At 72.2% G+C, this 20,268-nt stretch carries 21 protein-coding genes; 7 read left to right on the forward strand and 14 right to left on the reverse strand.

The features are described 5' to 3' along the window. The first annotated feature begins 28 nt into the window (after positions 1 to 28). Positions 29 to 925 carry a deoxyribonuclease IV gene (locus ACLIN4_RS09640; RefSeq protein WP_411575670.1) on the forward strand — a complete coding sequence of 299 codons (897 nt, stop codon included), beginning with the start codon at positions 29 to 31 and terminating at the stop codon, positions 923 to 925. A gap of 27 nt (positions 926 to 952) precedes the next feature. On the opposite strand, the gene ACLIN4_RS09645 is transcribed toward ACLIN4_RS09640, so the two are convergent. After that, the gene (locus ACLIN4_RS09645) at positions 953 to 1,600 is read right to left on the reverse strand and encodes a sulfite oxidase-like oxidoreductase (RefSeq protein ID WP_100044179.1); all 648 of its coding nucleotides are present in this window, start codon (positions 1,598 to 1,600) and stop codon (positions 953 to 955) included. A gap of 181 nt (positions 1,601 to 1,781) precedes the next feature. On the opposite strand from ACLIN4_RS09645, the gene bfr reads away from it, so the two are divergent. Further along, on the forward strand, positions 1,782 to 2,285 hold the full coding sequence (bfr, locus tag ACLIN4_RS09650; RefSeq protein ID WP_019327969.1) for a bacterioferritin: 504 nt from the start codon (positions 1,782 to 1,784) through the stop codon (positions 2,283 to 2,285). Between the two features lie 9 nt (positions 2,286 to 2,294). Here bfr and ACLIN4_RS09655 read toward each other — a convergent pair whose 3' ends face one another. Together ACLIN4_RS09655 and ACLIN4_RS09660 are read right to left on the reverse strand one after the other, a co-directional pair. Then, positions 2,295 to 2,528 (reverse strand): (2Fe-2S)-binding protein, encoded by a 234-nt coding sequence (locus ACLIN4_RS09655; RefSeq protein ID WP_073723846.1) that lies wholly within the window; start codon positions 2,526 to 2,528, stop codon positions 2,295 to 2,297. A 164-nt stretch (positions 2,529 to 2,692) separates the two neighbouring features. Continuing rightward, positions 2,693 to 4,045, reverse strand: a complete 1,353-nt coding sequence (locus ACLIN4_RS09660; RefSeq protein ID WP_100044181.1) for a class II 3-deoxy-7-phosphoheptulonate synthase — start codon at positions 4,043 to 4,045, stop codon at positions 2,693 to 2,695. A 105-nt stretch (positions 4,046 to 4,150) separates the two neighbouring features. Here ACLIN4_RS09660 and ACLIN4_RS09665 point away from each other — a divergent pair, with 105 nt between their 5' ends. Both ACLIN4_RS09665 and ACLIN4_RS09670 read left to right on the forward strand, forming a co-directional pair. Continuing rightward, positions 4,151 to 4,207, forward strand: a complete 57-nt coding sequence (locus tag ACLIN4_RS09665; protein ID WP_143657523.1) for a trp operon leader peptide — start codon at positions 4,151 to 4,153, stop codon at positions 4,205 to 4,207. 104 nt (positions 4,208 to 4,311) lie between these two features. Continuing rightward, positions 4,312 to 6,195 (forward strand): anthranilate synthase family protein, encoded by a 1,884-nt coding sequence (locus ACLIN4_RS09670; protein ID WP_411575671.1) that lies wholly within the window; start codon positions 4,312 to 4,314, stop codon positions 6,193 to 6,195. On the opposite strand, the gene ACLIN4_RS09675 is transcribed toward ACLIN4_RS09670, so the two are convergent. From ACLIN4_RS09675 to ACLIN4_RS09695, 5 genes are all read right to left on the reverse strand, one after another. Then, positions 6,147 to 7,142 (reverse strand): 2-hydroxyacid dehydrogenase, encoded by a 996-nt coding sequence (locus tag ACLIN4_RS09675; protein WP_100044184.1) that lies wholly within the window; start codon positions 7,140 to 7,142, stop codon positions 6,147 to 6,149. The two genes, ACLIN4_RS09670 and ACLIN4_RS09675, sit on opposite strands and share 49 nt — an antisense overlap. Positions 7,143 to 7,220: 78 nt before the next feature. Next, positions 7,221 to 8,249, reverse strand: coding sequence for a 6-phosphofructokinase (locus ACLIN4_RS09680; protein ID WP_107477431.1), 1,029 nt, complete (start codon positions 8,247 to 8,249; stop codon positions 7,221 to 7,223). Positions 8,250 to 8,307: 58 nt separating this feature from the next. After that, entirely contained in the window at positions 8,308 to 8,985 is a 678-nt protein-coding gene (locus ACLIN4_RS09685; protein ID WP_030971926.1) for a response regulator, read from the reverse strand. Continuing rightward, positions 8,982 to 10,220, reverse strand: a complete 1,239-nt coding sequence (macS, locus tag ACLIN4_RS09690) for a MacS family sensor histidine kinase (RefSeq protein WP_289903828.1) — start codon at positions 10,218 to 10,220, stop codon at positions 8,982 to 8,984. Before macS ends, ACLIN4_RS09685 begins: the two co-directional genes overlap by 4 nt. Positions 10,221 to 10,268: 48 nt before the next feature. After that, positions 10,269 to 11,078 (reverse strand): lysophospholipid acyltransferase family protein, encoded by an 810-nt coding sequence (locus ACLIN4_RS09695; protein WP_179342392.1) that lies wholly within the window; start codon positions 11,076 to 11,078, stop codon positions 10,269 to 10,271. Positions 11,079 to 11,301: 223 nt separating this feature from the next. On the opposite strand from ACLIN4_RS09695, the gene ACLIN4_RS09700 reads away from it, so the two are divergent. After that, positions 11,302 to 12,105 carry an alpha/beta hydrolase gene (locus ACLIN4_RS09700; protein WP_107477433.1) on the forward strand — a complete coding sequence of 268 codons (804 nt, stop codon included), beginning with the start codon at positions 11,302 to 11,304 and terminating at the stop codon, positions 12,103 to 12,105. Continuing rightward, a complete protein-coding gene (locus ACLIN4_RS09705; protein WP_100044189.1) occupies positions 12,098 to 12,757 on the forward strand; it encodes a hypothetical protein in 660 nt (219 codons plus the stop codon). The genes ACLIN4_RS09700 and ACLIN4_RS09705 overlap by 8 nt, the downstream gene beginning before the upstream one ends. Positions 12,758 to 12,793: 36 nt before the next feature. On the opposite strand, the gene ACLIN4_RS09710 is transcribed toward ACLIN4_RS09705, so the two are convergent. From ACLIN4_RS09710 to ACLIN4_RS09735, 6 genes are all read right to left on the reverse strand, one after another. Next, complete coding sequence (locus ACLIN4_RS09710) at positions 12,794 to 13,546, reverse strand: endonuclease/exonuclease/phosphatase family protein (protein WP_411575672.1); 753 nt, start codon at positions 13,544 to 13,546, stop codon at positions 12,794 to 12,796. Positions 13,547 to 13,699: 153 nt separating this feature from the next. Further along, on the reverse strand, positions 13,700 to 14,653 hold the full coding sequence (locus ACLIN4_RS09715; RefSeq protein WP_007448618.1) for an ROK family glucokinase: 954 nt from the start codon (positions 14,651 to 14,653) through the stop codon (positions 13,700 to 13,702). Positions 14,654 to 14,707: 54 nt separating this feature from the next. Next, positions 14,708 to 15,244 (reverse strand): DUF5304 domain-containing protein, encoded by a 537-nt coding sequence (locus tag ACLIN4_RS09720; protein ID WP_107477434.1) that lies wholly within the window; start codon positions 15,242 to 15,244, stop codon positions 14,708 to 14,710. Between the two features lie 57 nt (positions 15,245 to 15,301). Next, the gene (locus ACLIN4_RS09725) at positions 15,302 to 16,474 is read right to left on the reverse strand and encodes an ArsA family ATPase (protein ID WP_289903808.1); all 1,173 of its coding nucleotides are present in this window, start codon (positions 16,472 to 16,474) and stop codon (positions 15,302 to 15,304) included. 268 nt (positions 16,475 to 16,742) lie between these two features. Further along, positions 16,743 to 17,180, reverse strand: a complete 438-nt coding sequence (locus tag ACLIN4_RS09730) for an SRPBCC family protein (RefSeq protein ID WP_107477436.1) — start codon at positions 17,178 to 17,180, stop codon at positions 16,743 to 16,745. 140 nt (positions 17,181 to 17,320) lie between these two features. Then, positions 17,321 to 18,076 (reverse strand): metallophosphoesterase family protein, encoded by a 756-nt coding sequence (locus ACLIN4_RS09735; RefSeq protein WP_179350161.1) that lies wholly within the window; start codon positions 18,074 to 18,076, stop codon positions 17,321 to 17,323. Positions 18,077 to 18,427: 351 nt separating this feature from the next. On the opposite strand from ACLIN4_RS09735, the gene ACLIN4_RS09740 reads away from it, so the two are divergent. Continuing rightward, positions 18,428 to 20,224, forward strand: a complete 1,797-nt coding sequence (locus ACLIN4_RS09740; RefSeq protein ID WP_289903805.1) for an AMP-dependent synthetase/ligase — start codon at positions 18,428 to 18,430, stop codon at positions 20,222 to 20,224. Positions 20,225 to 20,268: the final 44 nt, after the last annotated feature.

Consider the following 20,268-nt stretch of genomic DNA (forward strand, 5'->3'; position numbering starts at 1 on the left):
GCGTGGGAGCGCATGACACCCTGAATGGGTGAACAGTCAACGGCCCGCCCTCTCCCCCGCCCCCGGCCTTCCCCGCAACCCCGTCGGGGGTCATGTCCCCGTGGCCGGCGGCCTGCACTCCGTGGGCCTGTCCTACGCCCGTGACCTGCGGGCGGAGGCCGTGCAGGTCTTCGTCGCCAACCCGCGCGGCTGGGCCACGCCGGCGGGCAACCCGAAGCAGGACGAGGCGTTCCGCGAGGCCTGCGCGGCCGGGTCGCTCCCGGCGTACGTGCACGCCCCGTATCTGATCAACTTCGGTTCGCACACCGAGGCGACGGTGGAGCGGTCGGTCGAGTCGCTGCGGCACTCGCTGCGGCGCGGGCGGGCGATCGGGGCGCTCGGGGTGGTCGTGCACACCGGCAGCGCGACCGGCGGGCGGGACAGGTCGGTGGCCCTGAAGCAGGTGCGGGAGCACATGCTTCCGCTGCTCGACGAGCTCACCCACGAGGACGACCCGTACCTGTTGCTGGAGTCGACGGCGGGCCAGGGCGCCTCCCTGTGCTCCCGGACCTGGGACTTCGGGCCGTACTTCGAGGCGCTGGACGCCCACCCGAAGCTGGGCGTCTGCCTGGACACCTGCCACATCTTCGCGGCCGGGCACGACCTGACCGGGCCGTCCGGCATGCACCGGACCCTGGACGCGCTGGTGGACACGGTCGGCGAGGGCCGGCTGAAGCTGATCCACGCCAATGACTCCAAGGACGTGGCGGGCGCGCACAAGGACCGGCACGAGAACATCGGCGTCGGACACATCGGGGAGGACCCGTTCCGCGCGCTGATGACCCACCCGGCGACCGAGGGCGTGCCGCTGGTCATCGAGACCCCCGGCGGCAAGGAGGGGCACGCGGCGGACGTGGAGCGGCTGAAGAAGCTTCGGGACGGCTGACCCGCCGGGCCGGAGCCGTAAGGCCGGTCAGAGCTCGGGGCCGTCCCCGGGCTCCTCCTGGTAGGAGTAGCGCTGCTCCCGCCAGGGGTCGCCGATGTTGTGGTAGCCGCGCTCCTCCCAGAAGCCCCGGCGGTCGGCGGTCATGTACTCGATGCCGCGCACCCACTTCGGGCCCTTCCAGGCGTACAGGTGCGGCACGACCAGCCTCAGCGGGAAGCCGTGCTCGGCGGTGAGCAGCTCACCGTCCTTGTGGGTGGCGAAGAGGGTGCGCTCGGCGGCGAAGTCGGACAGCCGGAGATTGGAGCTGAATCCGTACTCGGCCCACACCATCACATGGGTGACGGCCGGCGCGGGCGGGGCCAGGTCCAGGATCGTGGTGGCCGGGACACCGCCCCACTCGGAGCCGAGCATGCTGAACTTCGTGACGCAGTGCAGGTCGGCGACGACCGTGGTGTACGGCAGGGCGGTGAACTCGTCGTGGGTCCAGCCGTGCTTCTCACCGTCGGCGGTGGTGCCGAAGACCCGGAACTCCCAGCGCTCGGGGCGGAACTTGGGAACCGGTCCGTAATGGGTGACCGGCCAGCCGCGCTGCAGTCGCTGTCCCGGTGGGAGCTCGAACCGCGACGCTCCTTCCGAACCGCCTTCTCCCGATCCGTGTTCCACCGGCTGACCCATGCCTCCATCCTGACAGACCCGGACCGATGCCCCCGACCCGCCCCACTTACATTCGGGCAACAGGAACAAAATGGACTAAGCCTGTACTTACTTACTAAGTCTAGACTTACTGGACGATCTTGGAAGCCGGTGCAATCATGCGGCGCAACACGCCAGTTCCCGTTCGAAGGAGCGTCAAGCGATGCAGGGCGACCCCGAGGTCATCGAGTTCCTGAATGAGCAGCTGACCGCCGAGCTCACGGCGATCAACCAGTACTTCCTGCACGCGAAGCTGCAGGACCACAAGGGATGGACCAAGCTCGCGAAGTACACGCGCGCCGAGTCCTTCGACGAGATGCGCCACGCCGAGGTGCTCACCGACCGCATCCTGCTCCTGGACGGCCTGCCGAACTACCAGCGACTGTTCCACGTGCGGGTCGGCCAGAGCGTGACCGAGATGTTCCAGGCCGACCGGGAGATCGAGGTCGAGGCGATCGACCGGCTGCGCCGGGGCGTCGAGGTGATGCGGGCCAAGAACGACATCACGTCGGCCAACGTCTTCGAGGCGATCCTCGCCGACGAGGAGCACCACATCGACTACCTGGACACGCAGCTGGAGCTGATCGAGAAGCTCGGCGAGTCGCTGTACCTGTCGACGGTCATCGAGCAGTCCCAGCCGGACGCGTCCGGCCCCGGCTCGCTCTGAGACCCGCCCCTAGGCGGCTTCGGGCAGCTCCGCGAGGACCGGCTCGCCCTGGTCGGCCAGCTGCCGGCGGGGGCAGGCACCCCGGCCGAGCAGCGCCTGGATGCGGCGCACGCAGCCGCCGCAGTCGGTGCCGGCCTTGCAGGCGGAGGCGATCTGCCGGGGCGTGCAGGCGCCGGCTTCCGCGTGGCTCTTCACCTGTTCCTCGGTGACACCGAAGCAGCTGCAGACGAACACGCGGTTCACCTCCCGAGCGGGGTACAAGGTCGTGCCGTACCGACGACCGGAGGGCCCGACTGATCGGTGAGGCAAACCTAACCTTACCCATCACGCAAGATCGACAAAAGGGAACGGGGCGCGGATCGTGTGTGACCCGCGCCCCATTCACCGGCCCCGGCGGGGGCCGACCGTCACTGGTCCCGGTACATCTCCGCCACCAGGAACGCCAGGTCGAGCGACTGGCTGCGGTTGAGCCGCGGGTCGCAGGCCGTCTCGTAGCGCTGGTGCAGGTCGTCGACGAAGATCTCGTCGCCGCCGCCCACGCACTCGGTGACGTCGTCACCGGTCAGCTCCACGTGGATGCCGCCCGGGTGGGTGCCCAGCGCCTTGTGGACCTCGAAGAATCCCTTGACCTCGTCGAGCACGTCGTCGAAGCGGCGCGTCTTGTGGCCGGAGGCGGCCTCGTAGGTGTTGCCGTGCATCGGGTCGGTGATCCAGGCGACGGTGGCGCCGGAGGCGGTGACCTTCTCCACCAGCTCCGGGAGCTTGTCGCGGATCTTGTCCGCGCCCATGCGGACGATGAAGGTCAGCCGGCCGGGCTCGCGCTCGGGGTCGAGACGCTCGATGTACTGCAGCGCCTCCTCGGCCGTGGTCGTCGGGCCGAGCTTGATGCCGATCGGGTTGCGGATGCGCGAGGCGAACTCGATGTGCGCGTGGTCCAGCTGCCGGGTGCGCTCACCGATCCACACCATGTGCGCCGAGACGTCGTACAGCTGCCCCGTGCGCGAGTCCACGCGGGTGAGCGCCGACTCGTAGTCGAGCAGCAGCGCCTCGTGCGAGGAGAAGAACTCGACGGTCTTGAACTCCTCCGGGTCGGTGCCGCAGGCCCGCATGAAGTTCAGCGCGTTGTCGATCTCGCGGGCCAGCTGCTCGTAGCGCTGGCCGGACGGGGACGACTTCACGAAGTCCTGGTTCCAGGCGTGCACCTGGCGCAGGTCGGCGTAGCCACCGGTGGTGAAGGCGCGCACCAGGTTCAGCGTGGAGGCCGAGGCGTGGTACATGCGCTTGAGCCGCTCGGGGTCCGGGATCCGGGCCTCTTCGGTGAAGTCGAAGCCGTTGACCGAGTCGCCCCGGTACGTCGGCAGCGTGACGCCGTCGCGGGTCTCGGTGGGCTTGGAGCGCGGCTTGGAGTACTGGCCGGCGATCCGGCCCACCTTCACCACGGGCACGGAGGCGGCGTACGTGAGGACGGCGCCCATCTGGAGGAGGGTCTTGAGCTTGTTGCGGATGTGGTCCGCGGACACCGCGTCGAAGGCCTCGGCGCAGTCGCCGCCCTGGAGGAGGAACGCCTCTCCCTTGGCGACGGCCGCCATCCGGGCGCGCAGCTGGTCGCACTCGCCCGCGAAGACGAGCGGCGGATACGACTCGAGGTCCGCGATCACTGCGCGCAGAGCCTCGGTGTCGGGGTACTCGGGCTGCTGCGCCGCGGGCAGGTCTCGCCAGGTGTTGCCAGCGCTCGCGCTGGTCTTAGCGTTCACGGTCACGGCCTCAACATTACGGGGTCGGACGGGGGCTCCCGCCCCGTGCCCAGGGAATGAGACGCGCGGAATACTCCGTGGACACCCGTGCGGTGGGGTACGCTGCGCCGTATGTTCGCGCACTTGACCCAGAACTGGTGGTGGACCGCTCACCCGGCGGCCCACTGACTGCGCGTGACGTAGGACTTCGCGAAGGCCGCCCGAGGGGCGGCCTTCGGTGTTCGTGCGACCGGGTCCGTTCCTCTCCCGACAACCGAGAAGGAACCGGACCCATGACACCGCTCGACGGCCTCCTGGCCGACCCCCGCCCGTTCGCCCTGCTCCGCCGCCGCACCCCGGGCCACGATCACGACACCGTGGAACTGCTGCTCGGCCCGGTGACCGAGCACGACCGGCTCGCCGACCTGCCCGGCGAGGGTCTGGCGCTCGTCCCCTTCCGGCAGATCCGTGAGCGCGGCTTCGACGTCCGCGACGACGGCACGCCGCTGCTGGTGCTGACCCCCGAGGAGCGGTACGACGTCCCGCTCGCCGACGTCCTCGCCGCCCTGCCCGCGCACGACGTCCGCGTCGAGGGCGGCGGCTTCGACGTGGACGACGAGGAGTACGCGGAGATCGTCGGGCGGGTGCTGGACGAGGAGATCGGGGCGGGCGAGGGGGCCAACTTCGTGATCCGGCGGACGTACGAGGGCCGGATCGACGGGTTCGGGCGGGCCGACGCGCTGGCGCTGTTCCGGCGGCTGCTGGAGGGCGAGCGGGGCGCGTACTGGACGTTCGTCGTGCACACCGGGGACCGGACGCTGGTCGGGGCGAGCCCCGAGGTGCACGTGCGGATGTCCGGCGGCACGGTGGTGATGAACCCGATCAGCGGGACGTACCGCTATCCCGCCGAGGGGCCGACCCCCGAGCACCTGCTGGGCTTCCTCGCCGACGGCAAGGAGATCGAGGAGCTGTCGATGGTGGTCGACGAGGAGCTCAAGATGATGTGCACCGTCGGCGACATGGGCGGTGTCGTCGTCGGGCCCCGGCTGAAGGAGATGGCGCACCTCGCGCACACCGAGTACGAGCTGCGCGGAAAGTCCTCGCTGGACGTGCGGGAGGTGCTGAAGGAGACCATGTTCGCGGCGACGGTCACCGGATCGCCGGTGCAGAACGCCTGCCGGGTCATCGAGCGGCACGAGGCCGGCGGGCGCGGGTACTACGCGGGGGCGCTGGCGCTGCTCGGCAGGGACTCCGGCGGTGCCCAGACCCTCGACTCCCCCATCCTCATCCGTACCGCCGACATCGACGCGGGCGGACGGCTCCGGGTACCGGTCGGCGCGACGCTGGTGCGGGGCTCGGACCCGGCGGGCGAGGTCGCGGAGACCCACGCCAAGGCGGCCGGGGTGCTGGCGGCGCTGGGCGTGCGCCCGTCCCGCCCGCGTGCGGAGTCGGGGCGGCCGAAGCTGGCCGACGACCCCCGGGTGCGGGCGGCGTTGGACGGGCGCCGGGCCTCGCTGGCGCCGTTCTGGCTGCGGATGCAGGAGCCGTCGGACGCGCTCACGGGCCATGCCCTGGTCGTGGACGGGGAGGACACCTTCACGGCGATGCTCGCGCACGTGCTGCGCTCGTCGGGGCTCGCGGTGAGCGTGCGCCGGTACGACGAGGAGGGGCTGCGCGAGGCGGTGCTCGGGCACGAGGGCCCGGTGGTGCTGGGGCCCGGTCCCGGTGATCCGTCCGACCCCGCCGATCCGAAGATGCGCTTCCTGCGCGCGCTGACCGCCGACGTCCTCCGTCAGCGGCGGCACGGCGTCCTCGGGGTCTGCCTCGGGCACGAGCTGATCGCGGCGGAGCTGGGGCTGGAGATCGTCCGCAGGGAGGTGCCGTACCAGGGGGCGCAGACGGAGATCGACCTGTTCGGGCGGCGCGAGACCGTGGGCTTCTACAACAGCTTCACCGCGCGCTGCGACGACGGGGCGGCACTGGAGCTGGCCGCGCACGGGGTGGAGGTGAGCCGTGCGGCGGGCGGTGAGGTGCACGCCCTGCGCGGGCCGGGCTTCGCCGGGGTGCAGTTCCACCCGGAGTCCGTGCTGACGCTGAACGGCGCGGCGATCGTACGGGAGCTGGCCGGTCAGCTGCGCGGCACGAGCACGTTCTCCGAACGGCGGCCCTCCAGGTAGTCGAGGACGTTCTTCACCGTGGCGTCGACGATCTGCCCGACCGCGTCCTCGGTGTAGTACGCCTGGTGCGAGGTGACCAGGACGTTCGGGAAGGTGACGAGGCGGGCCAGGGTGTCGTCGGCGATGGCCTCCAGGGACTTGTCGAGGAAGAACAGGCCCGCCTCCGCCTCGTAGACGTCCAGGCCCACGCCGGTGAAGCGGCCCGCGCGCAGCTCCGTGACCAGGGCGGCGGTGTCGATCAGGCCGCCGCGGCTGGAGTTGACCAGGATGGCGTCGTCCCGCATCGCCTTCAGGGCGGGCGCGTCGATCAGGTGCTGGGTCGCGGGCATCAGCGGCAGGTGCAGGGAGACCAGGTCGGAGCGGGCGAGCAGCTCGTCCTTGGGGACGTAGCGCATGCCCAGCTCCATGCAGGCGGGGTTCTCGGCGACGTCCCAGCCCAGCAGTCGCATGCCGAAGCCGTGGGCGATGCGGGCGAAGGCCTCGCCGATCTTGCCGGTGCCGAGGACGCCGGCGGTGCGGCCGTGCATGTCCCGGCCCATCAGGCCGTGCAGGCGGAAGTCGAAGTCGCGGGTGCGGGTGGAGGCGCGCACGATCCGCCGGTTGACGGCCATGGCGAGGGTCCAGGCGAACTCGGCGACCGAGTACGGGGAGTAGTACGACACCCGGGCGACGGTCATGCCGAGCCGCTCGGCCGTGTCGAGGTCGATGTTGTTGAAGCCGGTGGAACGCTGGGCCACCATCCGGGTGCCGCCGGCCGCGAGGATCTCCAGGACGGCCGCGCCGAGGTCGGCGTTGACGGACGTGGAGACGATCTCGTGGCCGGCCGCGATGGGGGCGGTGTCCTCGTTGAGGAAGACGTCCAGACAGCGGATCTCGTCGTGGCCGTGGAAGGCCCGCTCGATCAGGGGCCGCTCGTCGGCCTGTACGCCGAAGGCCAGGATCTCCATGACCGCTCCCGTTCTGCCGCGCTCGGGCTGTAGCCGGACTCCGGGCCGAATATACGGCGCGGGGCGCACGGCCGCCGGTCAGCCGAAGAAGACCCCGACCTCCTCGTACAGCTTCGGATCGACCGTCTTCAGCCGGGCCGTGGCCTCGGCGATGGGGACGCGGACGATGTCCGTGCCGCGCAGGGCGACCATCTTTCCGAAGTCGCCGTCGCGGACGCAGTCGATGGCGTGCAGCCCGAACCGGGTGGCGAGCCAGCGGTCGAAGGCGCTGGGCGTGCCGCCGCGCTGGACATGACCGAGGACCGTGGTCCTGGCCTCCTTCCCGGTGCGCTTCTCGATCTCCTTCGCCAGCCACTCGCCCACCCCGGACAGCCGGACGTGCCCGTAGGAGTCCAGCGTCCCGTCCTTGAGCACCATGTCGCCGTCGCGCGGCATCGCCCCCTCGGCGACGACCACGATCGGGGCGTACGACGCCCGGAACCGGGAGGTCACCCAGGCGCACACCTGCTCGGTGTCGAAGCGCTGCTCGGGGATGAGGATGACGTTGGCGCCGCCGGCCAGGCCCGAGTGCAGCGCGATCCAGCCGGCGTGCCGGCCCATGACCTCCACGACCAGGACCCGCATGTGGGACTCGGCGGTGGTGTGGAGCCGGTCGATGGCCTCGGTGGCGATGCCCACGGCCGTGTCGAAGCCGAAGGTGTAGTCGGTGGCGGACAGGTCGTTGTCGATGGTCTTGGGCACGCCGACGCAGGGCACGCCGTACTCGTCGGCGAGGCGGGTGGCGACGCCGAGGGTGTCCTCGCCGCCGATGGTGATGAGCGCCTCGACGCCGAGCTTCGCGAGGTTCTCCTCGATGCGCCGGATGCCGTGCTCGTGCCGGAGCGGGTTGGTGCGCGAGGAGCCGAGGACGGTGCCGCCGCGGGGCAGGATGCCGCGGACGGCCGGGATGTCGAGGCGGACGGTGTCGCCCTCCAGGGGGCCGCGCCAGCCGTCCCGGAAGCCGACGAATTCGTAGCCGTACTCCTGCACGCCCTTGCGGACGACGGCCCGGATGACGGCGTTGAGCCCGGGGCAGTCACCGCCTCCGGTCAGCACTCCGACCTTCATCGCGCAACTCCCTTGCCACAGCGGGTGGTTCAGGCCACCGCCACTGTCCCGCGCGGGGTCACGCGTCGTCCAGACCCCGTTCTATCGCGTACCGCACCAGTTCCACCCGGTTGTGCAGCTGGAGCTTGCCGAGGGTGTTCTGGACGTGGTTCTGCACGGTGCGGTGGGAGATGACGAGGCGTTCGGCGATCTGCTTGTAGCTCAGGCCCTTGGCGACCAGGCGCAGCACCTCGGTCTCGCGGTCGGTGAGCCGGGGCGCCCCGGGGTCGCCGGTCTCCGCGGCGGGGGCCGGTTCGGAGGCGAGGCGGCGGTACTCGCCGAGGACCAGTCCGGCCAGCCCGGGGGTGAACACCGGGTCGCCGGCGGCCGTGCGGCGCACCGCGTCCTGCAGCTCCTCGGTGGAGGCCGACTTCAGCAGGTAGCCGGTCGCGCCGGACTTCACCGCCTCCAGCACGTCGGCGTGCTCCCCGCTCGCGGAGAGCACGAGGACGCGCAGCTTCGGGTCGGCGCCGACGACCTCCTTGCAGACCTGGACGCCGGGCTTGCCGGGCAGGTTGAGGTCGAGGACGAGGACGTCGGGCGCGGCGGCCCGGGCGCGCCGCACGGCCTGGTCGCCGTCGCCGGCGGTGGCGACCACGTCGAAGCCGGATTCCGCGAGGTCCCGGGCGACGGCGTCGCGCCACATGGGGTGGTCGTCGACCACCATGACCCTGATCGGTTCCTGTCGTTCGGTCATCGGTCCGCTGCCTTCCCCCGTGCGGTGGTACTGCCGGTCTTCTTCGGTGCCTTCAGTTCGACCTCCGTGCCCTGCCCGGGCACCGAGATCAGTTCGGCCGTGCCGCCGAGGTCGCGCAGCCGGCCCCGGATCGACAGGGCCACGCCCAGCCGCCCCTCGCCCTCGGCCTCGGCGAGCCGGCCCTCGGGGATGCCGGGGCCCTCGTCGCGGACGGTGACGATCACCTCGTCGGGCTCGTCCTCGACGAGGATCCACGCCCGGGCGTCCGCGCCGACGTGCTTGCGTACGTTGTCCAGGGCGGCCCCCACGGCGGCCGCGAGCTCCCGGGCCGCGCCGGGTGCCAGGAGGACCGGCGCGCCGGGTTCGGCGAGGTTGACGAGGGAGCCCGCGTACGGGGCGAGCAGGGTCCGCAGGTCGACGGGGCCGCCGGTGTCCGTGCCCTCCGGTTCGTCCACCGCGCGGACGACGGCGCCCTCGGCGGCGTCCTCCGACACGCGGGACACGGGCACCAGGCCGCCGGAGACCAGGGTGCGCAGGGCGACCTCCTGCTCGCCGGCCAGCCGGCCCAGTTCGGCCGCCTCACCGCCGATCACGGCGCCGCGCCGCTGCACCATGGCGAGGACCTGGAGCACGCTGTCGTGGATGTCGCGGGCGAGCCGCTCCCGCTCCCTGGTCGCCGCCTCGATCTCCAGGGCGCGGGCGAGGGTGCGCTCGGAGGCGCGGGCGACCTCGACGACGTAGCCGATGGCGATGGAGGCGACCCAGACCAGGATGACGTTGTGGACGGTGTCGCGGGCCGGGGAGCCGCGTTCGATCAGGTTGGCGACGGCGACCAGGGTGGAGGCGACGGCCGCCCAGCGCCAGCCGCCCTTGATCGCGAAGGCCAGGACGGAGCCGGCGGTCCATATCGACGGCAGCGTCGGGCCGCCGTCCGCGACCCGCTCGGGCGCGTCGGCGAGCGGGGTGATCAGGATGCCGGTGAGCGCGATGGTGAGGTCGGCGGTGAGGAACCGCTTGGTGCAGCTCGCCGCTCCCGCCACCTTGGGCAGGGTCGCCAGGGTCCAGACGAAGAGGACGGCGTAGTAGGCGACGGCGAGCCAGGGGCGGGTGAAGCCGGAGTGGGCGGTGGCGAAGAAGCCGATCGCGTACAGCATGGTGAGCACGCGGTAGCCGGCGAGCGCGCGCCACAGCGGCTGCTCGACCGACATCCTCATGACTTTCTCGCGCCTGGCCATGTCCCCCCGCCCCCTGGCCCGTACGTCCCGCTGCCCGATGTCCGGGCGTTACCGGTCGCCGGACCGCTCGTCGGACCGGTCCGCCGGCCGGTCCTGTCCGGCGGCCGCCTTCTCCTTGGCGGCCTGTTCCTTCTCCGCCTGGGCGAGCGCGGCCTTCGCCGCCTTGCCCGCCTCCTTCTCCGCCTTCGCCGCCTCCGCGAGCTGCCGCTTCATGGCGGTCGCGTACATGTCGACGTACTCCTGGCCGGAGAGCTTCATGATCTCGTACATGACCTCGTCGGTCACCGCGCGGAGCACGAAGCGGTCGTGCTCCATGCCCTGGTAGCGGGTGAAGTCGAGGGGCTCGCCGATGCGGATGCCGGGCCGCATCAGCTTCGGCATCACCTTGCCGGGCGGCTGGATCTTCTCGGTGTCGATCATGGCGACCGGGATGACGGGAGCGCCGGTGGCGAGCGCCACGCGCGCGAGGCCGCCGGGCTTGCCGCGGTAGAGGCGGCCGTCCGGCGAGCGCGTGCCCTCGGGGTAGATGCCGAACAGCTCACCGCGCTCCAGGACCTCTATGCCGCTCTTGATGGCGGCCTCGCCCGCGCCGCGGGCGCCGGAGCGGTCCACCGGGAGCTGGCCGACGCCCTTGAAGAAGGCCGCGGTCAGCCGGCCCTTGACCCCGGGCGTGTTGAAGTACTCGGCCTTGGCGATGAAGGTCACCTTGCGGTCGAGGACGGCGGGCAGGAAGAACGAGTCGGAGAACGACAGGTGATTGCTCGCCAGGATCGCCGGGCCGTCGGCCGGGATGTGCTCCAGGCCTTCCACCCAGGGCCGGAAGGCGAGCTTCAGCGAACCCCCGACGGTGACCTTCATCGCGCCGTACAACAACCGAGTGCCTCCTGTGTCTGTGGTCAGACCTTAACCCGGGGCACCGTCAATGGCCCCGACGGCCCTGGTCGGTGTCAGTGCGGTCGCGTACGGTGAAGTACCCGCAAGTACCGCGCCCGCATGTACCGCATCCGCGTGTACGCACCCCCGCGCGTACCGCGCCCGACGTGCCGGCTGTGCCGGCCCGCTGACGACAGGAGACCGAGACGTGCCGGTCCTGCCCGGAGCCGAGCCGTTCCGCCATGAGGGCGGGGAGGTCGGCGTCCTCCTCTGCCACGGCTTCACCGGTTCCCCGCAGTCCCTGCGCCCCTGGGCCCGCCACCTGGCCGCGCACGGCCTGACCGTCGCCCTGCCGCTGCTGCCCGGGCACGGCACCCGCTGGCAGGACATGCAGGTCACCGGCTGGCAGGACTGGTACGCGGAGGTGGACCGCGAGCTGCGCGCCCTGCGGGAGCGCTGCGCGCTCGTCTTCGTGGCCGGCCTGTCCATGGGTGGCGCGCTGGCGCTGCGGCTGGCCGCCAAGCACGGGGACGCGGTCTCGGGCGTCATGGTCGTCAACCCGGCGAACCGGATGCACGGGGTGGCCCAGCACGCCCTCCCGGTCCTGCGCCATCTGGTGCCCGCGACGAAGGGCATCGCCAGCGACATCGCCAAGCCGCTCAGCACCGAGCTGGGGTACGACAGGGTGCCGCTGCACGCGGCGCACTCGCTGCGCGCGTTCTTCCGGCTGGCCGACCGCGATCTGCCGCAGGTGACCCAGCCGCTGCTGTTGCTGCGCAGTCCGCAGGACCACGTGGTGCCGCCGGCCGACTCGGCCCGCATCCTCGGCCGGGTCTCGTCGACGGACGTGACGGAGGTCCTGCTGGAACAGAGCTACCACGTGGCGACGTTGGACCACGACGCGGACCGGATCTTCGCTGAGAGCGTCGCGTTCATCGGCCGGCTCGCGCCTGGTTCCGTCGGGGAGCCGGAGCCCGGTCTCGGTAAGGAAGGGACGACCACAGGTGGCTGAGCACGACTCCGACCGCGAGGACCGCGAGGAGCGCGGGAAGCGCGAGGACCGGGACCTGGAGCGGACGCCGGAGCACCGGGAGGGACGGGAGCACGCGGCCGACCGCGGCCCCGGTGACCCGGCCGTGCCCTTGGACGAGGACGCCGCCTGGGCCGCGATCGTGGCCGGTTACGGCGACGAGCCGCCGGACCCGCCGGGCGCGAAGCCGTTCAAGTCGGTGGACGACCTGGCGCTGCTGGAGGCCGAGACCAACGACGACCGGCCCGAGGCCGACCGGACCACGCCGGACCAGCCCGCCTCGGCCCGTCCGCTGGGCAGCTCCGTCGCCTTCGCCCCCGGGGTGGCCGGCCCGCGCGACCACAGCCTGGCCGAGCCCTCGGAGGACGATCTCGGCGAGGAGGACGAGGGCCACTTCGTACCGCCCGAGCCGCCGCCGCTGCCCGAGGGCGACACCACCGCGAAGTTCGCCTGGCTGGGTGTGCTCGGCGGGCCGGTCCTGCTCCTGCTGGCGGTGGTGCTGGACTGGGACATGACCTGGTGGCTGACGACGGTGAGCGTCGGCGGCTTCCTCGGCGGTTTCGCCACGCTGGTCATGCGGATGCGCACGGGTGACGAGGAGGACGACGACCCGGGCCGGGGCGCGGTGGTCTAGTGGTCCGGGTCCGGCACCGGGTCGCGGGTACGCGGCTCAGTCGCCGGACGCGGGCAGGCGGAGGGCGGTCAGGACTGGGAGGTGGTCCGTGGCCGCCCTCAGGTCGTCCTCGGCGACGCCGGGGAGTCCGAGCGGGACTCCGCAGCCCAGCACCTCGATGCCCTCCGTGACGAAGACCGCGTCGATGCGCCGGTCCGGGCCGGAGGCGGGGAAGGTGTACTCGCTGCCCCAGGGTGCCGCCGTCCAGCAGTCCCGCAGTCCGTCGCCGAGCCGCCGGAAGGTGCGTCCGCCCGGGCGCTCGTTCAGGTCGCCGCCCGCCACGGCGTGGGTCACGCCCATGCCGGCCAGTCGGCCCAGGAGCAGGCCGGCCTGCTCGTGCCGTTCTTCCGCGTCGAGGGAGAGGTGGCAGCTCAGCACGCCGAGGCGGGCCCCGCCGATGCGTACGACGGCGGTGGCGAGGCCGCGGCGGTGCCGGCCGGGGGCGAGCGGGAGCAACACGTCCTCCGTGCGCTCGACGGTGGCGCGCAGGGAGCACAGCAGCGCGGGGCCGGCGGCGGTGGCGCCACCGGAGAGGATCACCAGCCCGGAGGCGGCCGCGAGTCGGGCCAGCTTCTTGCGCCAGCGGAAGAAGCGGGGCGCTTCCTGGAGGAGGACGAGGTCGGGGTCGCAGGCGGCGATGACGCGGGCGAGGGCGGCGGTGTCGTCGCGCATCGAACGGATGTTGTAGCTGAGGACCCGGATGACGGCGGAACCGTCGGGTTCGGTGCGGGAGTTGGGGAGCGGCTCCATGTGGATCAATGTACGCCGAAGAGCTCGGGGCGCGGGGAGCGTGGGCAACTGCCGGTGGTGCGTGGCTCGTCGCGCCCACGGGGCCGGAGCCCCGAATGGACTCCGCCCCGCGCCCCTGAGGTCGACGCAGTCCCCGTTGCCAGGGAGTGATCGTCACATGATCGGGTCGGGCTCCCGGGCCAGGTCGGCGGCGCCGACCAGGCCGGCCTTGTTGCCGAGCTGGGCGGCGATCACGTCGGCGACCGGGCGCCAGTTGCCGCCGACCAGCCACCGCTTGTAGGACTTGCGGATCGGGTCCAGGACCAGGTCGCCCTCGTCGGAGAGGCCGCCGCCGACGATGAAGGCGGACGGGTCGAAGAGCGAGGCCAGGTCGGCGAGTCCGGCGCCGGCCCAGCGGGCCAGCTCGCGGTAGGAGTCGACGGCGACCGGGCAGCCCTGGCGGGCGGCGACGGAGATGTGCTTGCCCTCGATGCCGTCAGGGGTGCCGTCGCCGAGCGCGAGCAGCACCTCGGCGCGCTCCGGGGTGGCGTTGGCGCGCTGCTTGGCGTACCTCACCAGCGCCCGGCCCGACGCGTACTGCTCCCAGCAGCCCTGCGAGCCGCAGCCGCACAGCAGGCCGTCCGGCACCATGCGGATGTGACCGAACTCGGCGGCCACGCCGAAGTGGCCGCGGCGCAGCTTGTTGCCGATGATGATGCCGCCGCCGAGGCCGGTGCCGAGGGTGATGCAGATGACGTTGCGGTGGCCCTTGCCGCCGCCGAACTTGTACTCGCCCCAGGCCGCGGCGTTGGCGTCGTTCTCCACGACGACCGGGAGGCCGACGCGGGCCTCGACCTTCTCCTTCAGCGGCTCCTGGCGCCAGTCGATGTTGGGCGCGAAGTAGACCGTGGAGCGCTGGCGGTTGACGTATCCGGCGGCGCCGATGCCCACGCCGACGATCTCGTGCCCCACGCGCGCGCCCTCCACCGCCGAGGCGATGGCGTCCACGATGGCCTCGGGCGTGGTGGGGGTCGGCACCTTGTGGGTCGAGAGGATGTTGCCTTCCTCGTCGACCACGCCGGCCGCGATCTTCGTGCCGCCGATGTCGACGCCGATGGTGAGTCCCATGAATCCCTCAGTTCGGTCGAGCCCCGCTATGGCCAACCGTACCCGAGGCAGGGCTCAGTCCAGGTCGATGCGCTGCCCGGGGCCGGTGCCCCCGTCGCCGTCGTCCTTGCCGTCGTCGCCTCGTCCGTCCAGGTCGCGGGGGTCGCGCGGGTCCTCGGAGGCGGTGTCGTCCCCGGCGGTCCAGCGGCGCTCCTGGTTCTGGACCGCGGAGCGGTAGGCGGCGAGGAGTTCACCGCCGGCGGCCGCGAGGTGGTCGAAGACGTCCGGGTTGCGCTCGATGACCGGTTCGACGGCGGCCTTGGCCTGCTGGACGACCTGCCGGACCACCTGCTGGGCGGCCGGCCCGGCGACCTGGCCGAACAGGGGGGACTGGAGGCCGGACAGCTTGTCCGCGACGGTGTCGACGAGCCGGCGCAGCTCCTCGGCCGCCGAGCCGGGGGGCGGGCCGTACTCGGCGCGACGGCGGGCCTTCTCCGCCTCCAGGTCCTCGGCACACGCCGTCGCCCAGGCGTCGGCGTCGGTGGCCCGCACCTCGTCGACCGCGTCGGCCTCGTCGGGGCGGTCGGCCTCGGACGGGAGCTCTTCGCTCATGACGGACTCCTGACTACGGTTCGTCCTTACGACGTTACCCGAACGGGCGCGGCGGGTTCAGCGTCCTCGCGGCCACAGCCGGGGGTCCGGTGTGAACCGGACGGCGAGGGTGCCCTCCCGCAGGGCGGCTCCGTCGACCGTGCAGCGGCGCAGCGCGGACGGCAGCGGGACGATCCGGCGGAACGGCCCGGCGGTGACGACCAGTTCGTCGCCGCGGCGGACCAGGTCGAGTTCCTCCCGTACGGCGCCGGGCAGCGGGATGTGCCAGACCAGGACGCCGTCCTCGGCCAGCCGGTCGGCGACAGGCCACTCGGCCGGGGTGGCGTCCGGGGCGACGACGGGGACGTCCAGCGCGGCGAGGTCGTCCGCGCCCCGCGGGTCGCGTCCCAGGTGGGCGACGGTGCGGACGTCGTACGCGCCCTGCCACTCCTCCAGTGCCTTGCGCTGCTGGGCGAGGGGGCCGCCGAGCCAACTGTCGGCCGGGACCTCCTCGGGCAGGACGCGGTTGGCGACCAGCAGGTCGGTGCGCAGGCCGCGCAGGGCGAGGCCGAGGCCGGTGGAGCGCACGGCGTCGGCACCGGCCGGGCCGGGTTCGGCGACCAGCCGTACGACGGTGTTCCGGTCGGCGATGACGGCCTCGGTGGCGGCGAGTTCCAGGTCCCAGCGGGCGGCGGCCTCGTACAGCGCCTCGGCGGGCATGGGGACGCCGGCCAGCCGGCCGAGCACGGGGCGCAGGGCGCGGGCCGCCTGCCGCTCGGGCGGGAGGAGGCGGCGCAGGTAGCGGCGCAGTTCCTCGGGCAGGGCGAGCAGGGCGAGGGCGCGCGGGGCGGGCGGGAGGTCGACGACGAGGAGGTCGTGCGCCTCGGCGAGGGCGGCGTCGCGCAGGGCTCGCAGCAAGGCGAGTTCGTCGGCGCCGGGCAGGGGGGTGAGTTCCTCGGGGTCCAGGCGGGAGGCGCCGAGCAGGTCGAGGGCGGAGGCGGCGCGGTCCTGCAGCGCGGCCAGGCCGTCCCGGAAGCCCTGGGCGGGGTCGGGGCGGCGGGCGGTGAGGCCGGGTTCGACGGTGACCGGTTCCGGGCCGGTGCGCACCCCGAGCGCGGCGCCGAGGGTGTCGTCGCGGTCGGCGCCGAGGAGGAGGGTGCGGGTGCCCTGCCGGGCGGCGGCGAGCGCGGTGGCGGCGGCGACGGTGGTACGGCCACTGCCGCCGGGGCCGGTGATCAGGATGGTGCGCATGGGGGTGAACGGTACCTGGGGGCTCCGCCGGTTGGGCTCGTCGACCGGCGTGGGGGCGCGGGGCGGGTGGGGTGCGCGGCCCGGCGGTGCGGGGTGCCTCCCCCACTCTCGGCTTCGCTCGAGCGGGGGGACCCCCACCGTCCACCCGTGCCGCCCTGGGGGTACCTCCCAGGCCGTTCAGGCACTGGGGAGGCACGACTTGCCCGCGGCTACGGCGGTATGGCGACCGACTGCCCGCGGCTGCGGCGGTTCGGCGACCGCCCGCAGCTCAGTTGCCCGACTCCACGCGCTTCTTCAGGCCCGCCAGAGCCCGGTCGATGATGACCTTTTCCGCCTTGCGCTTGATCATGCCGAGCATCGGGATCTTGACGTCGACCGTGAGCCGGTAGGTGACCTCCGTGCCCGTGCCCGCCGGCTTGAGCAGGTAGGAGCCGTCGAGGGAGCGCAGCATCTGGGACTTGACCAGGGTCCAGGAGACCTCGTGCTCACCGTTCCAGGTGTAGGCGAGGGTCTGGTCGTCCTTGATCGCCCCGGCGTCCATGACCAGCCGGACCTGCTCGGCGCGCCCCTGCGCGTCGGAGGCGAGCACCTCGGCCTCCTTCACCTCGCCGGTCCAGTCCGGGTAGCGGGCGAAGTCGGCGATCACCGACATGACGTCGGCCGGTGCCGCCTCGATGGTGATGCTCGAGCTGGTGTGTTCCGCCATCGCCGTGGCTCCTGTCGGATGCGGGCCGGTACTGAGGGTCGTCGTGCGCCCGTGGCGCGCACGTGTGTGCCGCGTGAAGGCTATCGCGCACGGGCACCGCCGCCGTCACCACCTGCCTGCGCAGGTCGGTCCGCAGACCTTCACCACTCCAGCGCCCACGGCTTCCCCGTCGACGCGAAGTGCCCGACGTTCACGCACTCGGTCGCCCCGATCCGCATCCGCCGCGCCAGCGGCTGGTGCACGTGCCCGAACAGCGCGTACCGGGGCCTGGTGCGGCGGATGGCGTCCAGCAGCGCCCGGCTGCCCCGCTCGAAACGCCGCGCCACCGTGTCGTAGACCAGCTCCGGCACCTCCGGCGGGATGTGCGTGCACAGCACGTCGACCTCGCCGACGGCCTCGATCTTCGCGGCGTACTCCTCGTCGTCGATCTCGTACGGCGTCCGCATCGGCGTGCGCAGTCCGCCGCCGACGAAGCCGAAGACCCGGCCGCCGATCTCCACCCGTTCCCCGTCGAGCACGGTGGTGCCGGGACCGGCGTACTCGGGCCACAGGGCCGGCATGTCGACGTTGCCGTAGGTGGCGTACGTCGGCGTCGGGAAGGCGGCGAACATCTCGGCGTACTGCCGGCGCACCGCCCCCTCGATCAGCGCCGCCCGGTCGCCGTCGACGCTCGCCCACAGCCGCGCCCCGAACTCCCGTGCCTCGGCGAAGCGCCGGGCGGTGCGCAGCTCGACGATGCGGTCGGCGTTCGCGACGCCGAAGAGGTCGGGGAAGATGCCGCGCGAGTGGTCGGCGTAGTCGAGGAAGAGGACGAGGTCGCCGAGGCAGATCAGGGCGTCGGCGCCGTCGCCGGCCCCGGCCAGATCGCGGGCGTTGCCGTGGACGTCGCTGACCACGTGGACGCGGGTCCTCGTGTTACCGGGCGGTGTGGGTGCCATGACGATCAAGCGTAAGCAGCGCGTGCCTCTTGTGAACAGTGGCGGTCGGACCTGCGGTTACTGGCTGGTCGGTCGGTGTGTCGACTACTGTGCGCGAAGGAAACCCCATCCGTGTGACGCAGCGAACATCTCGCGGGGACCCCCTGTCGGAGAGGCCATACCGGCGGGTAACGTCCGGGCAGTCCAGTCGTGCTCTGGATTTCAACATGTGAATTCCGCATGAGTCGTCCCGAGCGCTTGCCCAGCCTTGGACCGCACCGTCGCATCACACAGTGTCGTGGCGCCGGCGCCCTATGAGGAGCAGCAGTCTTGCGCGAGTTCAGCCTTCCGGCTTTGTACGAGGTCCCTTCGGACGGAAACCTGACCGACATCGTCCGCCGAAACGCCGCGCAGCACCCGGACGTCGCCGTCATCGCCCGCAAGGTGGGCGGCGCCTGGCAGGACGTGACCGCCCGCGACTTCCTCGCCGAGGTGCAGGCCGCCGCCAAGGGCCTCATCGCGTCCGGCGTGCAGCCGGGCGACCGGGTCGGGCTGATGTCCCGTACGCGCTACGAGTGGACGCTGCTGGACTTCGCGATCTGGAGCGCGGGCGCGATCACCGTGCCGGTGTACGAGACCAGCTCGCCCGAGCAGGTGCAGTGGATCCTCAGTGACTCCGGCGCCACCGCGTGCGTCGTGGAGTCCGCCGGGCACGCCGCCTCCGTGGAGTCGGTGCGCGAGCAACTGCCCGCCCTCAAGCACGTCTGGCAGATCGACGCCGGTGCCGTGGAGGAGCTGGGGCGCCTGGGTCAGGACGTGACGGACCAGGCCGTCGAGGAGCGCGGTTCGATCGCCAAGGCCGACGACCCGGCGACCATCGTCTACACCTCCGGCACCACCGGCCGCCCCAAGGGCTGCGTGCTCACCCACCGCAGCTTCTTCGCCGAGTGCGGCAACGTCGTCGAGCGGCTGCGCCCGCTCTTCCGCACCGGTGAGTGCTCGGTGCTCCTCTTCCTCCCGCTCGCCCACGTCTTCGGCCGCCTCGTCCAGGTCGCGCCGATGATCGCGCCGATCAAGCTGGGCTGCGTCCCGGACATCAAGAACCTCACCGACGAACTGGCCGCCTTCCGGCCGACGCTGATCCTCGGTGTGCCGCGCGTCTTCGAGAAGGTCTACAACTCGGCGCGCGCCAAGGCGCAGGCCGACGGCAAGGGCAAGATCTTCGACAAGGCCGCGGACACGGCGATCGCGTACAGCAAGGCGCTGGACACGCCGTCCGGCCCGTCCCTCGGTCTGAAGATCAAGCACAAGGTCTTCGACAAGCTCGTCTACTCCAAGCTCCGCACGGTCCTCGGCGGGCGCGGCGAGTACGCCATCTCCGGCGGCGCCCCGCTCGGCGAGCGGCTCGGCCACTTCTTCCGCGGCATCGGCTTCACGGTCCTGGAGGGCTACGGCCTGACCGAGTCCTGCGCGGCCACCGCCTTCAACCCCTGGGACCGGCAGAAGATCGGCACGGTCGGGCAGCCGCTGCCCGGGTCCGTGGTGCGCATCGCGGACGACGGGGAGGTGCTGCTGCACGGCGAGCACCTGTTCAAGGAGTACTGGAACAACCCGGGCGCGACCGCCGAGGCGCTGGCCGACGGCTGGTTCCACACCGGGGACATCGGCACCCTGGACGAGGACGGCTACCTGCGGATCACCGGCCGCAAGAAGGAGATCATCGTCACCGCGGGCGGCAAGAACGTCGCCCCGGCCGTGATCGAGGACCGCATCCGCGCGCACGCGCTGGTCGCGGAGTGCATGGTGGTCGGCGACGGGCGGCCCTTCGTGGGCGCGCTGGTCACCATCGACGAGGAGTTCCTCGGCCGCTGGTGCGCGGACCACGGGAAGCCGGCCGGCTCGACCGCGGTGTCGCTGCGGGAGGACCCGGATCTGCTCGCGGCGATCCAGGACGCGATCGACGACGGGAACTCGGCCGTCTCCAAGGCGGAGTCGGTGCGCAAGTTCCGGGTGCTGGGGGCGCAGTTCACGGAGGACTCCGGGCACCTGACGCCGTCGCTGAAACTGAAGCGGAGCGTTGTGGCCAAGGATTACGCGGACGAGATCGAGGCGATTTACGCGAAGTAGGGCGCCTGTGGGGTGCCGGGGCGGTTCGTCAGCGAGTGCGGGTT

It is taken from the genome of Streptomyces mutabilis (assembly GCF_046628145.1).
Lineage (GTDB): Bacteria > Actinomycetota > Actinomycetes > Streptomycetales > Streptomycetaceae > Streptomyces > Streptomyces mutabilis.

Coding starts and splice junctions, on each gene's coding strand:
- ACLIN4_RS09645 (WP_100044179.1), bottom strand. CDS start 1,600: ATGGGTCAGCCGGTGGAACACGGATCGGGAGAAGGCGGTTCGGAAGGA.
- bfr (WP_019327969.1), top strand. CDS start 1,782: ATGCAGGGCGACCCCGAGGTCATCGAGTTCCTGAATGAGCAGCTGACC.
- ACLIN4_RS09670 (WP_411575671.1), top strand. CDS start 4,312: ATGACACCGCTCGACGGCCTCCTGGCCGACCCCCGCCCGTTCGCCCTG.
- ACLIN4_RS09675 (WP_100044184.1), bottom strand. CDS start 7,142: ATGGAGATCCTGGCCTTCGGCGTACAGGCCGACGAGCGGCCCCTGATC.
- ACLIN4_RS09680 (WP_107477431.1), bottom strand. CDS start 8,249: ATGAAGGTCGGAGTGCTGACCGGAGGCGGTGACTGCCCCGGGCTCAAC.
- ACLIN4_RS09685 (WP_030971926.1), bottom strand. CDS start 8,985: ATGACCGAACGACAGGAACCGATCAGGGTCATGGTGGTCGACGACCAC.
- macS (WP_289903828.1), bottom strand. CDS start 10,220: ATGGCCAGGCGCGAGAAAGTCATGAGGATGTCGGTCGAGCAGCCGCTG.
- ACLIN4_RS09695 (WP_179342392.1), bottom strand. CDS start 11,078: ATGAAGGTCACCGTCGGGGGTTCGCTGAAGCTCGCCTTCCGGCCCTGG.
- ACLIN4_RS09710 (WP_411575672.1), bottom strand. CDS start 13,546: ATGGAGCCGCTCCCCAACTCCCGCACCGAACCCGACGGTTCCGCCGTC.
- ACLIN4_RS09715 (WP_007448618.1), bottom strand. CDS start 14,653: ATGGGACTCACCATCGGCGTCGACATCGGCGGCACGAAGATCGCGGCC.
- ACLIN4_RS09720 (WP_107477434.1), bottom strand. CDS start 15,244: ATGAGCGAAGAGCTCCCGTCCGAGGCCGACCGCCCCGACGAGGCCGAC.
- ACLIN4_RS09725 (WP_289903808.1), bottom strand. CDS start 16,474: ATGCGCACCATCCTGATCACCGGCCCCGGCGGCAGTGGCCGTACCACC.
- ACLIN4_RS09730 (WP_107477436.1), bottom strand. CDS start 17,180: ATGGCGGAACACACCAGCTCGAGCATCACCATCGAGGCGGCACCGGCC.